The organism is Methylobacterium sp. GXS13 (genome assembly GCF_001455965.1).
In the GTDB taxonomy this organism is placed as follows: domain Bacteria; phylum Pseudomonadota; class Alphaproteobacteria; order Rhizobiales; family Beijerinckiaceae; genus Methylobacterium.
Map to the genome: position 1 here is coordinate 1 of NZ_LKKO01000040.1, position 13,622 is coordinate 13,622.

Genomic DNA, 13,622 nt, shown 5'->3' on the forward strand with positions numbered 1-13,622 from the left:
CGGGGCCGGGGCGGCAAGAAGCCAAAATACGGGGGGGGGGCGGCCCCCAGGCGGGGCCGCCCCGCCTCGGTCAGGCGGCCCGGTCGCCCCGGCCGGCGTAGCGGCTCGCCACCGCCTCGCCCTCGTCCACGAGCGCCTCGGCAATCCGGAGGGCGAGGGCGTTGCAGGCCTCGTCATAGGCGTGGGGATCCGCCTGGACGGCCGCCCGCGTCACCGCGCCGACCCGGTCGCGAACGATCTCGCGGGCGATGCGCAGGGCATCGGCGAAGGGCTCATAGGGGCGCGGCATGGTCGTCGCTCCGGCGGCGTCGAGCCATGATGGCCCGGGTGGCGGCTGCAACGGCCACGCGGGCGAAAGTGTTCCCGCGGGTGCTGGGCGTCACTGCCGCACCGGCCCGGCTCGGCCCTCATGCGCATCGCGACGCCCCCTCGCGCAGAACCCGCCCGGTCTTGTCCGGATTGCGCACGACGTAGATGGCGACGACCTTGCCCTCCTGAACGTGCAGGGCCGTCGTCTGGACGAGGCCCCCCGCCTCCACGGTGACGAAACCCGGCACTCCGTCGATGACGGCGTAGCGCACGAGCTGCGACGGGTTCAGGCCGAACTCCCCGGCCATGGCCGCGTGGCGTGCGATGACCGCATCCTGCCCGACCAGCGGCTCCGGCGATGCGGGAACCTTGCCGCCGCCATCGGCCGTGGCGACGACGTCGTCGGCGAGCAGGGTGCGCAGCGCCCCCAGGTCGCCGCTGCGCGAGGCGGCGAAGAACGCGGCGGCGATCTTCAAGCCGTCCTCCCGGGAGACCGTGAAGCGCGGCCTGGCCTCCCGGAGATTCGCGCGGGCGCGGCTGGCGAGCTTGCGGCACGCCGCGTCCTCCCGCCCGATCGCCGCGGCTACCTCCGGAAACGGCATGCCGAACACATCGTGCAGCAGGAACGCCGCCCGCTCCAGCGGCGACAGGCGCTCCAGCGCGATCATCAGCGGCAAGGTGATGTCGTCGAGATCCTCCGGCTCGTCGGGATCGAAGATCGGCTCGGGCAGCCACGGCCCGAGATAGGTCTCCCGCCGGCGACGAGCTGATTTCAGCTGGTTAAGGCAGAGGCGCGTAACCACGATCCGCAGGAACGCGGCTGGCTCCCGCACCACCGCCCGATCGGCGGCTAACCAGCGGGCGTAAGCGTCCTGCACCACGTCTTCCGCATCGGCCAGCGAACCCAGCATGCGGTAGGCCAGCCGGATCAGGCCCGGACGCGATTCCCGGAAGCCAGTTTCGGGGACGGCGGCCCCGTTGCACGAGGGGGTCACAGGCTCAGCGTCTCCCGGCCGCGCACGAAGTGGCCCGTGACCTGCGCCACGCGCCGGCCGAGATGGCGCGCGGTCGCGCGATCGGCCTCCGGCGGTGCGCGGTCGGGACCCTCGTCCGTGTTCCACTGCGCCGCGGCACCGAGCCAGCAGCCGAGCCGGTTCAGATCCTGCTCCGATCCGAGGGTCGAACAATTTGCCGGCGGAAGGTCGAGGCTGACCCAGTGCATGCCGTGCTGCGCCGCGAACAGCGCCATCTGGATGAGCGTCGCCAGCTTGTCGCCGGCCATCGCGCCGGAATTGGTGAACCCGGCGGCGATCTTGTTCGTTCACAGATAGCCCTTAGCCATCATAGCGTTCGAACTCGATTCCTGGAACGCTTTGAACGCCGCGGATGGCCCGGCCACATAGGTCGGCGCGCCGAAGATGATGGCCGGTGCGGCCTCAAGAACCGCCCAGGACCGTTCCACCTCTTCGACAGGCAGCAGCACGGCGTCGGCACCGTCGACCAGCCGCACGCCCTCCGCCACGGCCTCGGCCTGCCGCGCGGTGTGGCCGTAGCCGGAGTGGAACACGATCGCGATACGGATGGGACCCAATCCCATCGCCCGGTCCATTGCGCGCTCACGCACGGTCATATCGGCCATCGTTCCCCCTGTCAGTCGCGGTGCCGATGACATGACAAGGATGGGGGCCCCGATGTGACACCGCGCTCGGTGTCCGCAACCCTGCATCCCGGGAAGCGTTTTTCGCGATGCTGGACAGGGCCGGCTTGCCGTCCCAGATCAGCCCGAGATCGAACCACGCGAGCGACGATGAACCCCGAGACGAGCACGCCCCCGGTCCTCGACGACGAAACCCTGGCCTTTGCGGGCCGGATCTTCCAGTTCGCCCGGATGGGCCATGCCGACGAGCTGGCCGAGCTGTTCGGCCAGGGCCTTCCGGCGAACCTTCGCAACGACAAGGGCGACAGCCTGCTGATGCTCGCGGCCTATAACGGTCAGGCGGAAGCGACCCGGGTGATCCTGGAAGCCGGCGGCGACCCGGAACTCGCCAACGACCGCGGCCAGACCCCGCTGGCCGGCGCCGCCTTCAAGAACGACCTCGCCGTCGCCCGGCTGCTGCTCCAGCACGGCGCCGCCGTGGACGGCACCGGCGACGGCACCCGCACGGCCCTGATGACCGCGGCGATGTTCGACCGCACCGAGATGGTGACGCTATTGCTCAAGCACGGCGCCGACCCGGATCACCGCGACGCCGCCGGCCAGAGCGCCGCCGACATGGCCCGGGCCATGGGCGCCCAGGCGACCCCGGACCCGCTCGACGCGGCGGCGCGGAAGGCGGGGTGAGGGGTCAGCGATTGTCGGCCGACGCTGCCGGGACGACCGCGAGGGTCAGGCCGAGGGCCGAGACCACGCGCTGAACCGTGTCGAGGCTCGGATTCCCGCTCCGCGAGAGCGCCTTGTACAGGCTCTCGCGGCCGAGGCCGCTGGCATCGGCAACGGCCGCCATGCTTCGGCCCCGCGCCACGTCACCCATAGGCCCGGCGGAAAGCGGCGGGATCGTTCTCCTCCAGGGCGGCGGACAGGTAGGCGGCGGCATCCTCCGGCGTACGCAGATACATCGCCACGTCGAAGGGCCGGGTGGATGTCTCGGAACCGGCCATAGGCGTCCTCCTCAAACCGTCAGCGCGCGTTCCTAGAACTGGATCGCAACGAACGCGTTCGCCGTTCGATCGAGCTCGCCAAGGGTCAGGCCGACCTTTGCTTCAAGAGCAGCTGGATCGCCAACGCCACGCGATCCCTGACAGTCGCAGACCCGAGCTTTGCGATACCCTCTTCGGCCAGCGCGATAACCGCGAGGGCATCGGCACGGGTCACGCGATGCGTCGGGTCATAGTCCGCACTGTGCCGCTGCACCATCAGCCCCTGAAAGATGTCGCCGACCTGGATCAACTCGGTTGGGAACCCAAGACTGCGCAGCTGTTTGCAGGCATTCTTGACGTCCCCGTGATTCAGGGCGCGATACGTGTGCCGCCATGCCTTGTCGGGACGGTCCCGCCCCGTGCCGACAAGCCGATCCGCACAGTCTTTTGCGAGCGCGTGGAAGAGCGCGTAATAAGCCGTGCTGATCGCGCGCTTGAGATCCGACTGCCGCGGCTTGCCGGGATTCGCCCGCGCCAGTCGCCGAGCAGTCCCAAGGAGCTCTCGGCTCACCGCCGGCCGCGCGACTCGGGCATGGCCTCCGGCACCTTGTGCCTAAGGTAGGCAAAGCGCGGCTCTTTCAGTTCAAACAGCTTGTCGTTGAGCTTCGTGAGCGCCCCGGAGGCCACCTTGAAATCCGGCTCGGCTTCGGGATCCCGATAATGGACGTTGACGAGGATGACGGGGTCCCCATCGGCATCCTCGGAGTCGATCACCTCGACCTCGCTGACACCAAAACGGCCAAGCTCCTGTCGAATGACGGCTTCGATCGCAGCCTGTAGCGTCGGGGAGATTTCAGTACCGATCATGTCCGTGCCCTACCGCGCATGAGGACGATCCACGTTCGAAACAGACATCGGGCCAAAGATGATCTTAGCATAGATGCCGGTGCGGGTCGTCGATCGCTGTCCCAATGGGATGATGAATCCGAGACGTCGAGCCGGTCTGTCGTCCGAAGCTTTCCAGGCGATCCGATCGAGGATGGAAACTCGGCGCGACGACTGCAATGCGAAGACGAGCCAGAGGCATGGGCGCCGTTCGACCCCGCCCGGGATGGCGATGGCTCTGCGGGTTTAGGAGGCCGCGCATTGTGTTCGCGTGCCAAGCGCGTGAATGACTAGAGAAACGACACATAAGAAGGAAACGCCGTGCCGCCCATGACCGGACTCCGCCCCGCGCTGATCGCCCTCGCGACGTTCCTACCTCTCCCGGCCATCGCCGCCGAGACCCCGTGGCCGGCCTTCGGTCACGACCACAGCAACCGCAACTTCTCCGACCTGACCCAGATCGACCGGGCCAGCGTCGGCCGCCTGCGGGCCGCCTTTCTGTTCCAGACCGGGGTGACCGGCTATTTCCAGGCGCAGCCGGTGATGGTCGATGGCACGCTCTACGTTTCGACGACTCAGAACAACGTCGCGGCGCTCGATGCCCGCACGGGTCGGCCGCTCTGGACCTACGCGCATAAGCCGCGCACGGAAAAGATTTTCGGCCCGCCCTCCAACCGCGGGGTCGCGGTCTCGGACGGCCTCGTGTTCGAGGCGACCATGGACGGGCGCCTGATCGCGCTCGACGCTAAGACCGGGCGGGTGGTCTGGGACAAGGAGGCGGTGCGCCCGGAGGAGGGCGAGAGCGAGACCGCCTCGGATCTCGCGGGCAAGCTCGGCGGCAAGCCAGTGCAGGGCTCGAGCCGGCTCGGCTTCAAGATGCCGCCCCTGGTGGCCGAGGGGCTGGTGATCGTCGGGGTCACCGGGGCGGGCTACGGCCTGCATATCGAGGACGAGGCCGGCGGGCTCGATGGCGGCGCCGTGGTCGGGATCGAGGGCGGCTACGGACGCCGCGGCTGGCTCGCCGCCTACGATGCCAAAACCGGGGAGGAGCGCTGGCGCTGGTACGTCACCCCGTCCGAGGGCTGGGAGGGCGGCTTCGTCGCGCAGACCGTGGACGGCGTGCCGCTCCAGCGGGACATCGCCGCCGAGAAGGCGGCGGCGCCGGCCAATCGCGAGGCCTGGCGGGTCGGCGGCGGCTCCCTCTGGATGACCCCGGCCTACGACCCGGATCTCGGCCTGATCTTCTTGGGCACCGGCAACCCGGCGCCGCAGAATTTCGGCCTCTCGCGCCCGGGGGACAACCTCTACACGATGTGCCTCGTGGCCCTCGACGTGCACACCGGGCAGCTGCGCTGGTATTCCCAGCAGGTGCCGCATGACGAATGGGGCTACGACGTCGCCGCGCCGCCGTTCCTGCTCGATGGGCCGAACGGCGCCAAGGCCGTGGCCTCGGCGAGCAAGACCGGCTGGATCTACGTCCACGACCGCGCGACGGGGGCGCTGCTCGAACGCTCGGCCCCGCTGATCGAGCAGAAGAACCTGTTCGCGCCGCCGACCCCGCAGGGCACCGTGGTGGCGCCCGGGCCGCTCGGCGCCGTATCGTGGCCGCCCACCGCCTATGACGGACGCCTGGCCTACGTGCAGGTCCGCCACGGGGCGACGACCTACACGGTCAAGACCGTCCCGGCCGCCGGGGACAGGCCCGAGATCCGCTACACCGAGACCGGCGAGGCCAAGGGCGAGCCGTCCTTCAGCACCCTCACGGCGGTCGACCTCGCGGACGGCGGCAAGATCGCCTGGACGATACGCGCCGGCAGCCGGCTCTCGGGAGGGACGCTCGCCACCGCCGGCGGCCTGGTCTTCTCCGGCGAGGAGGACGGCCATCTCGACGCCCACGATTCCAGCGACGGCACATTGCTCTGGCGCTTCCAGTGCGGCGCCGGCATCAGCGGGCCGGCCATGACCTACGCGCTCGACGGCAAGCAGTACCTTGCGGTCGCCGCGGGCGGCGCGTCCTTCACCAAGGCCGCCGGGTTCGGCACCGGCGACGCACTGCTGGTCTTCGCGCTGCCCGATTGACGCCCGTCGAGCTTGGCTGGAGGAGTTCCAGTCTTTGGCGGTGGGGATTCGACCGGACCATGACGCACGAGCAGGGCAGGGACGGCGCGGCTGCGGACGCGCAGCCGAGCCATCGCGGGGCGCCGGTGATCCGCACCATCGCGATGCCCGCCGACACCAACCCGGCGGGCGACATCTTCGGCGGCTGGCTGATGGCCCAGATGGATCTGGCCGCCGGCAACGTCGCGGCCCGGCGCTCGCGCGGGCGCTGCGCCACCATCGCGGTCGATGCGATCACCTTCCACCACCCGGTCTTCGTGGGCGACGAGGTCAGCCTCTACGCCTGGCTCATCAAGGTCGGGCGCTCGTCCCTGCGCATCCAGGTCGAGGTCTGGCGACGGGAGCGGGCGAGCGAGACCACCATGAAGGTCACCGAGGCGACCTTCACCTTCGTGGCGATCGGCGAGGACCGCCGGCCGCGGCCGGTGCCGCCGGAGGCGGGCGGGGTCTGATCCGGCTCACCCCCGCGCGATCGCGTAGCGCGTCCGCAGGCGCAGCCCGAACACCGCCATCATGAACATGCAGCAGGTGGCGTTGTTGCCGTTGTAGAGCACCGTCTCGAACGAGGCCGAGACCAGACCCAGGAACCACAGGCGCAGGAACAGCAGCGTCTCCGCGTCGAGCCGCCGGCCGCCGGTGCTGCGTTGCAGGTCGCGCACCGGCGCCAGCACGAAGGCCCAGAGGGTAAGCACCAGGAACGGGAAGCCGCCGATCAGCGCCGTGTCGAGATAGGCGTTGTGCGAGTGGTTGGCGGTGTTGACCCAGGTCAGTTCCTCGGAGCCGCCATACATGGTCCGCTCGGTCATCCAGAAGGCGCCGATGCCCCAGCCCCGCCAGGGGCGGACCATGATGTTGTCGAGGGCGAACTGCCAGATCTCGCTGCGGCCCGTGAAGGTCGCGTCGGTGAGCAGCGCGCCGATCGCGTCCTGGATCGCCGGGACCAGGACCGAGCCGATCGAGATCAGCGAGAACCCGACGATCGGCCCGAGCAGCAGGAGGCCGCGCATGCCCCCGCCGGTGAAGATCCGGCACAGGCTTGTGATCGCGAGGATCACCGGCAGGAGCAGGATCGCGGTCTTGGAGCCGCTCGCCACCAGCAGGCCGACCGCCAGCGCAACGATCGTCCAGCCGAGCCAGCGGCTCGCCGCGGAGCCGACGTAGAGTCCGACGATCACCAGGATCACCATGGCGGCCCCGGCCTCGTTCTTCTGCGGGAAGATGCCCCGCCACAGGCCCGGATGGCTCGGATCGGAGTTCACGTCGAAGGCCGAGTGGATCGCCAGGTCCGGCACCAGCGCCACCGCCAGGTACGAAGAAACCAGGATGACCAGGGCGGAGCCGGCGAGCGTCAGCGCCAGCTGGCGCGGCGACCGGGCGACCAGCAGCACGCCGGCGGACAGCATCGCCGCGATGGCGAACAGCGCCAGCCGCCGCAGCGACAGGCTGGGCTCCACCGACATCAGGGCGGTCAGCCCGAGCCAGGCGCCGCAGAGGATCAGCGGCCGGGTCATCAGCGGGCGCAGATGGCGGAAACCGATCCGGTGGAGCGCCGCCGCCATGCCGAGCCCCGCCGCCACGAACAGCACCTGGGTCAGCAGGCTGCCGTCCTCGGAGGCCGCCAGGGACGACCGGTCGGACAGGTCCTTGAGCCAGACGTGGTTCCACAGCAGGACGAACACCGCCCCGTTCAGGAGCACGCGCAGGACGTCCGGCACGTCGCGCCCGGCCGCGCCGTGCTCAGTCCTCTCGGCCGGGATCCCGATCGCCGCGTCCGCCGAAGCCATGCCGTTCCACCGCAGGGGCCGCGTGTTGCGGCGCTGCCCATTGTAGCGGGTGTGGTCGCCGGGGCGATGGGTCGGCCGGTGGTTGCACCCGTGGATCTGACGATAACCTTAGCGGGTTGGTCAGGTCGGGAAATGCCATGCGTCCCGCAGGTTTGGGTGCTGCGCGAATGCCGACTGGTTCACCTCGTCATTGCGAGCGCAGCGAAGCAACCCAGGGCAGCGCGCGTTCTCAAACCACAGCGTATCCCTAGGTTGCTTCGCTGCGCTCGCAATGACGGTGGGGTCCACGCGCAGCGTGCAACCATCGCGGCGGCTTTGCGTCTACAGACGCTCCGGAGCGGGCCGGCTCGCGTTGCGGTACGATCGGCCCGCGCAGTCAACAGGTGCACCATGACCCAATCGGCATCCCGGGCCGTCATCGTCCAGCCCGGCGGCGGCTTCGACACGGTGACATTCGGCGAGCGGCCCGTCCCGGAGCCGGGCCCCGGCGCGATCACCGTGCGCCTGCGAGCGAGCTCGCTCAACTATCACGACTACGCCGTGGTCAGCGGCCTCTGGGGGCCGAGCGAGCCGCGGGTGCCGATGTCCGATGGCGCCGGCGAGGTCGAGGCGGTCGGCCCCGGGGTGGACGGGTTCGCGATCGGAGACCGGGTGGTCAGCACGTTCTTCCCGACCTGGCTCGAAGGCACGCCGCAGGTCGAGGGCTTCGCCACGGTGCCAGGCGACGGAATCGACGGCTACGCCCGCGAGCAGGTGACGGTGCCGGCCACCGCTTTCACCCACGCGCCCCGGGGCTGGGACCATGCCGAGGCGGCGACGCTGACCACGGCGGCGCTCACCGCGTGGCGGGCGCTTCACGCCGATGCCGGGCTCAAGGGCGGCGACGTGGTGCTGGTCCAGGGCACAGGCGGCGTCTCGCTGTTCGCGCTACAATTCGCCAAGGCGGCCGGCGCGACGGTGATCGCCACCTCGTCGAGCGACGCGAAGCTCGAGCGCCTGCGCGGCCTCGGCGCCGACCACCTGATCAACTACCGCGCCGATCCCGCCTGGGGCGCCACCGCCAAGCGGCTGACTGGCGGGCGCGGGGTCGACCATGTGCTCGATGTCGCCGGCCCGGGGACGCTGGAACAGTCGATGGAAGCCGTGCGCGTCGCCGGCCACATCTCGGTGATCGGGATCCTGACGGGGGTGGCCGGGCCGCTGCCGCTGGTCCCGGCGCTGATCCGCCAGATCCGGCTCCAGGGCGTGCTGGTCGGCAGCCGTCGCCACCAGATCGAGATGATCCGCGGCATCGAGGCCTGCGGGCTGCGGCCGATCGTGGACAGCGTCTACCCGCTGGCCGAGCTCGTGGCAGCGTTCCGGCACCAGGAGAGCAACCGCCATTTCGGCAAGATCTGCATCCAGATCTGAACGGCGGGAAGCGGGTCGAGGGCTCGCCGCCCAAGGGGATACCGGTTCGGCGCAAACGCGCTTGTCCCACCGGGGCCTTGGGGGCGAGCCCGATTGCACCGCGATCGGGACCGCCTCTAGACTGGCGTGCTTCGCCGTCGCCACACCGCCGAGCCGATGCTCTCAAACTTTGACGCCCCGGTGCTGTCCCCCGGCTTCGCGGCGGTCCCGCCGGGCCACATCGCCGCGATCGTCACCAGCCTCGAGATGGTCGAGCCGCCGGCCCTGCGCGATGCAAAGCCATTTCCGGACGGCACGGTGTTGCACCGCCTCGTCCGGCCGGATGGCGAGACCTATCGCAGGCTGTACCGGGTGGTCGGCGCCGATTGGCTGTGGTTCTCACGCCTGACGCTGGGGGACGAAGTGCTGCGGGCAATCCTCGACGACCCGCGGGTAGAGATCCTGGCCTTGCGCCGGGAGGGGGCCGATCTCGGCCTGCTGGAGCTGGACTTTCGCCAGCCGGACACCTGCGAGCTGGCCTTCCTGGGCCTGGTCCCGGAGGCACTCGGGCAGGGGCTCGGCCGCACCCTGATCCATGCGGCGATCGAACGAGCCTGGTCGCGGCCGATCCGGCGGTTCTGGGTGCATACCTGCACGTTCGACCATCCCGGAGCCCTCGGCTTCTACCGACGCTCCGGCTTCACGCCCTGCGCGGTCGAAGTCGAGATCGCACCCGACCCGCGGCTCACCGGCATCCTGCCCCGGACCTGCGCCGCGCACGTGCCGCTGCTGGCGTGACCGCAACGCCACGGCGCTCTCTCGGGACGGCGGGCATGCCCGGCCCCGGCTTGCGCCACCCGCCCCCGCGGTTCTAGCCTTCCGCCGCAGCCATGGAGGAGCGTGCCGCCGTGAACGACTGGACGAACATCGCATGTCGCCCTGTCTCGTCCACGCACCCGGCTCGCCATGTCTGCCTTTCTCACCCTCGACGGGGTCATCCTCCGCACGCCTGAGGGCCGGACCCTCTTCGACGACCTGACCCTCTCCCTCGGCGCCGAGCGGATCGGCCTGGTCGGACGCAACGGCTCGGGCAAGTCCTCGCTCCTGCAGGTCGCCGCCGGCCTTGCCGAGCCCGCCGCCGGCTCCGTGCGCCGGTCCGGTACGGTCGGCCTGCTCCGGCAGGACTGGCCGGACGCATGGACGCTCGCTGACGCCCTGGGGGTCGCCGAACCCTTGGCCGTGCTCAGGCGCGTCCTGGCGGGAGACGGCAGCGCCGACGATCTCGAGGCCGCCGACTGGACCCTGGAGCCGCGCCTGGACGCCGCCCTCGCAGAGGCCGGCCTGCCCGGATGCCCTCTCGATCGGCGGATGGGCACCCTGTCGGGTGGCGAGCGCACCCGGGTCGGCATCGCGCGCCTGCTGGTCGAGGCGCCCGACCTGATCCTGCTCGACGAGCCGACCAACAATCTCGACGGGCCCGGGCGGGTCGCGGTCCGGGCACTGCTGCGGGATTGGCGCGGGGGTGTACTGGTGGCGAGCCACGACCGCGTGCTGCTGGAGCATGTCGACCGCATCGTCGCGCTGACGCCCCTGGGCGTGCGGGTCGTCGGCGGCGGCTGGTCCGCCTTTGCGGCCTGGCACGAGCGCGAGCGAGCCCGCGCCGCCGCCGAATTGGAACGGGCCGGCGCCCAGCTGCGCGAGGCGCGCGACACGGCCCAGCTCCAGCGCGAGGACAAGGAACGGCGCGACCGCGCGGGCCGCGCCGTCGCTTCCAAGGGGTCGGAGCCGAAAATCCTGCTCGGCGCCCGGGCCGAGCGGGCCAAGAAGACCGGCGCTCGCACCCGGGCCATCGGCGAGCGGCTGATCGGCGACGCCGCCGCTCGGACCAAGACGGCACGGGCGCGGGTCGAGGTGCTGGCGCCGCTCACGATCACCCTGCCGCCCTGCGGCCTACCCTCAGGCGCCGAGGTGCTCGCCCTGGAAGGCGTCGTCGCCGATCCCGGCGGCGGGCCGCTCGGCCCCTGGACGCTCGCGATCACCGGGCCGGAGCGGGTCGCGATCGGCGGCCCGAACGGCGCGGGCAAGACGACCCTGCTGAAGGTGGCGGCGGGCGCGTTGAGGCCGGTTGCGGGGCAGGTGCGGCGGGCGGAGGGCCGTGTCGCCCTGCTCGACCAGCATGTCGGGCTGCTCGATCCCCGGGCCAGCATCCTGGCCAATGTCCGCCGCCTCAACCCAGGTCTCGCCGAACGGGACGCCTATGCCGTTTGCGCCCGCTTCGCCTTCCGCAATCGTGAGGCCGAGCGGCAGGTCGACACGCTCTCAGGCGGCGAGCGCCTGCGTGCCGGGCTGGCCGGCCTCCTCGGGCGACCGCAGGCGCCCTGGCTTCTGATCCTGGACGAGCCGACCAACCACCTCGACATCGAGTCCGTGGCGCTTCTGGAGCAGGCGTTGCGCGGCTACGACGGCGCGCTGTTGGTGGTCAGCCACGATCCGGCTTTCTTGGAAGCGATCGGGATCGAGCGGACAGTCGAGATCAAGGTCCGAAGCTGAGTGGTGTCGGCCTGCGCTTCGTCGTTCCCCGAAGGCCGGCGACCACCTTGGGCGGCAAAACCCTTATCGCCGCATCGTGTACTGCGACCGCCCCGCCGCCTGGCGCATCAGGAAGGACGCCATCTCGGCGAGTTCCGGGGCCTTGGAGCGGAAGGTCACCGACAGCGCGAGCAGCGTGTCCTTGTGGTCGAGCCCGGGATAGACCCGCTCCTGCACCGGCACGTGGGCGGCGCGCAGCTTGGCGGCCAGGCTCACCGTGTGCCGCGGCTTCACCACCGTGTCGGCCTCGCCGGTGGCCAGGAAGGTCGGCGGCGAGAGCGGGCCCGCGAAGGTCATCGGCTGGGTCAGCGGCAGGTCCGGGGCCTGCCCGAACACCTTGATGGTGGTGTCCTGATCGAGCGGCAGGAAGTCGTAGGGGCCGGACAGGCCGGCGACCGCCTTGATCACCTTGGGATCGACCCCGGCGGCATTGAGGTAGCGCGGATCGAGCCCGAGCATCACGGCGTTGTAGGCCCCGGCCGAGTGGCCAGCGAGGACGATGCGGCGCGGGTCGCCGCCATAGGCCGCGATGTTGTCGCGCACCCAGGCGATCGCCGCGGCACCGTCCTCGAGGAAGCCCGGGAAGGTCGTCTCCGGGTAGAGCCGGTAATCCGGCAGCACGGTCACGAAGCCCTGGGCGGCCAGCGCATGGCCGACAAAGGCGTAGTCGTCCTTGGAGCCGCTCTGCCAGGAGCCGCCGTAGAAGAACACCAGCACCGACGCCCGCTCGGCCGCCACCGTGGGGACGTAGACGTCGAGGCGCCGCCGCTTCCCCTCGCCGAAGGCTTGGTCGCGCACCGCCAGGCGGCCACCGGCATCGCGCGGGCCGATCGCGTCGAACAGGGTCAGCGGCGAGGCGGCGGCGAAACCGTAGGCCGCGAGCCCGAGGCCGAGAAGGCTGGCAAGCGCGATGAGGAGCCGTGTCATATCCCGTCCGGTTGCCCTGATTGGCACATTCAGCGCGCCGCTCGGGGCGGATTGATGACGGGAGCGGGGCCGGACGGTCAAAATCAGGTTCGAAGCACGATGCACGCGCCCCCGACCTTGCGGATACGGCCGCACAGATCGTCGGCGGCCTGCCGGCTCTGGGCGGGGAGGCGGATCCGGTAAAAGGCCCGGGTGCCGCGGTTGCGCAGGCGGGTGCCGATGATCATCGGCCGCGCCTCGCCGATCACCCCGGCATAGGCGCTGCGAGCGCGGTTGAAACTCTGCAGGGCCAGCGCCTTGGAGAAATTCCCCGCGAGCTGGATGCCCCAGGGCGCCGCCGGCCCCTCGTTCGGACCCAGCGCGAAGCGGTCGCCACGGGACGGAATGCGCAGGCTGGCGGTGACCTGCAGGCAGGTCGCCGGCGCCTCGGGCTTGGCCTCAAGCTTCGCCTCGGGCTTGGACTCCGCCTTGGCTTCGGGCTTCTCCTTCGCCGCGGGGGCCCCGCCCTCCGGATAGGTGATCGCGGCGCCGCCCCGCCAATCCTCGGCCGGGGTCCCGGTGAGGGCGGCGACGTAGGCACGGGTCTCGGCGGGCAGGCCGCCATCACCGGCGAGCCATTTGCTCACCCGGCCGGCACCGCCGTTATAGGCGGCGGCCGCGAGCCCGAGATTGCCGAACTGGGCCTTGAGGTCGGCGAGCAGATGGGCGGCATGCGGGATCGCCTGCTCGGGATCGAACGGGTCGAGCAGGCCGCGTTCCCGCGCCGTGCCGGGCATGAACTGCGCAATGCCTTGCGCGCCGGCCGAGCTCACGACGCCGACGCGAAAGCTGCTCTCGCGCCAGATCAGCCGGGTCAGGAACGGGATCGGCAGCCCGCGCGCCTTGGCGGAGTCGTCGATGAGACGGCAGAGCGCCTGCTCGACGGTCTCGGTCGCGCCCTCCGACGGGGCCGCCATGGCCGGGCCGGCGAAGAGGAGCGGGAGC

General features: G+C 70.9%; 15 protein-coding genes and 1 pseudogene. 6 read left to right on the forward strand and 10 right to left on the reverse strand.

The window, feature by feature from the left end; genetic code table 11:
- Positions 1–70: 70 nt before the first annotated feature.
- From AO398_RS15155 to AO398_RS29420, 3 genes and pseudogenes are all read right to left on the reverse strand, one after another.
- Positions 71–289, reverse strand: a complete 219-nt coding sequence (locus tag AO398_RS15155) for a hypothetical protein (protein WP_058192959.1) — start codon at positions 287–289, stop codon at positions 71–73.
- A gap of 118 nt (positions 290–407) precedes the next feature.
- The gene (locus AO398_RS15160) at positions 408–1,304 is read right to left on the reverse strand and encodes a sigma-70 family RNA polymerase sigma factor (RefSeq protein ID WP_058192960.1); all 897 of its coding nucleotides are present in this window, start codon (positions 1,302–1,304) and stop codon (positions 408–410) included.
- Positions 1,301–1,906: pseudogene (locus AO398_RS29420) on the reverse strand (flavodoxin family protein). Before AO398_RS29420 ends, AO398_RS15160 begins: the two are co-directional and overlap by 4 nt.
- Before the next feature lie 210 nt (positions 1,907–2,116).
- Between AO398_RS29420 and AO398_RS15170 the strand changes: the two are divergent.
- Positions 2,117–2,650, forward strand: coding sequence for an ankyrin repeat domain-containing protein (locus AO398_RS15170; protein ID WP_058192961.1), 534 nt, complete (start codon positions 2,117–2,119; stop codon positions 2,648–2,650).
- 4 nt (positions 2,651–2,654) lie between these two features.
- Here AO398_RS15170 and AO398_RS29805 read toward each other — a convergent pair whose 3' ends face one another.
- From AO398_RS29805 to AO398_RS15185, 4 genes are all read right to left on the reverse strand, one after another.
- Positions 2,655–2,813 (reverse strand): addiction module antidote protein, encoded by a 159-nt coding sequence (locus tag AO398_RS29805; RefSeq protein WP_348272361.1) that lies wholly within the window; start codon positions 2,811–2,813, stop codon positions 2,655–2,657.
- Between the two features lie 19 nt (positions 2,814–2,832).
- The gene (locus tag AO398_RS29810) at positions 2,833–2,967 is read right to left on the reverse strand and encodes a hypothetical protein (RefSeq protein ID WP_348272362.1); all 135 of its coding nucleotides are present in this window, start codon (positions 2,965–2,967) and stop codon (positions 2,833–2,835) included.
- An 85-nt stretch (positions 2,968–3,052) separates the two neighbouring features.
- Entirely contained in the window at positions 3,053–3,517 is a 465-nt protein-coding gene (locus tag AO398_RS15180) for a hypothetical protein (RefSeq protein WP_058192962.1), read from the reverse strand.
- On the reverse strand, positions 3,514–3,813 hold the full coding sequence (locus tag AO398_RS15185) for a hypothetical protein (RefSeq protein WP_058192963.1): 300 nt from the start codon (positions 3,811–3,813) through the stop codon (positions 3,514–3,516). The genes AO398_RS15180 and AO398_RS15185 overlap by 4 nt, the downstream gene beginning before the upstream one ends.
- Positions 3,814–4,161: 348 nt before the next feature.
- Between AO398_RS15185 and AO398_RS15190 the strand changes: the two genes are divergently transcribed.
- Positions 4,162–5,910: a PQQ-binding-like beta-propeller repeat protein gene (locus AO398_RS15190; protein WP_058192964.1), complete on the forward strand. Its 1,749-nt coding sequence runs from the start codon at positions 4,162–4,164 to the stop codon at positions 5,908–5,910.
- Positions 5,911–5,969: 59 nt separating this feature from the next.
- Positions 5,970–6,401 (forward strand): acyl-CoA thioesterase, encoded by a 432-nt coding sequence (locus tag AO398_RS15195; protein WP_058192965.1) that lies wholly within the window; start codon positions 5,970–5,972, stop codon positions 6,399–6,401.
- 6 nt (positions 6,402–6,407) lie between these two features.
- Here AO398_RS15195 and AO398_RS15200 read toward each other — a convergent pair whose 3' ends face one another.
- On the reverse strand, positions 6,408–7,733 hold the full coding sequence (locus tag AO398_RS15200) for an O-antigen ligase (RefSeq protein ID WP_058192966.1): 1,326 nt from the start codon (positions 7,731–7,733) through the stop codon (positions 6,408–6,410).
- 390 nt (positions 7,734–8,123) lie between these two features.
- Here AO398_RS15200 and AO398_RS15205 point away from each other — a divergent pair, with 390 nt between their 5' ends.
- The 3 genes from AO398_RS15205 (at position 8,124) to AO398_RS15215 (ending at position 11,672) form a co-directional block, all read left to right on the forward strand.
- Positions 8,124–9,143: an NAD(P)-dependent alcohol dehydrogenase gene (locus AO398_RS15205; protein ID WP_058192967.1), complete on the forward strand. Its 1,020-nt coding sequence runs from the start codon at positions 8,124–8,126 to the stop codon at positions 9,141–9,143.
- A 156-nt stretch (positions 9,144–9,299) separates the two neighbouring features.
- Positions 9,300–9,920: a GNAT family N-acetyltransferase gene (locus tag AO398_RS15210; RefSeq protein ID WP_058192968.1), complete on the forward strand. Its 621-nt coding sequence runs from the start codon at positions 9,300–9,302 to the stop codon at positions 9,918–9,920.
- 168 nt (positions 9,921–10,088) lie between these two features.
- Complete coding sequence (locus AO398_RS15215; RefSeq protein ID WP_058192969.1) at positions 10,089–11,672, forward strand: ABC-F family ATP-binding cassette domain-containing protein; 1,584 nt, start codon at positions 10,089–10,091, stop codon at positions 11,670–11,672.
- 63 nt (positions 11,673–11,735) lie between these two features.
- Here the strand turns inward: AO398_RS15215 and AO398_RS15220 are convergent, their stop codons facing one another.
- A complete protein-coding gene (locus AO398_RS15220; RefSeq protein ID WP_058192970.1) occupies positions 11,736–12,638 on the reverse strand; it encodes an alpha/beta hydrolase in 903 nt (300 codons plus the stop codon).
- 83 nt (positions 12,639–12,721) lie between these two features.
- Entirely contained in the window at positions 12,722–13,594 is an 873-nt protein-coding gene (locus AO398_RS15225; protein ID WP_201025774.1) for a lytic transglycosylase domain-containing protein, read from the reverse strand.
- Between the last annotated feature and the right edge of the window lie 28 nt (positions 13,595–13,622).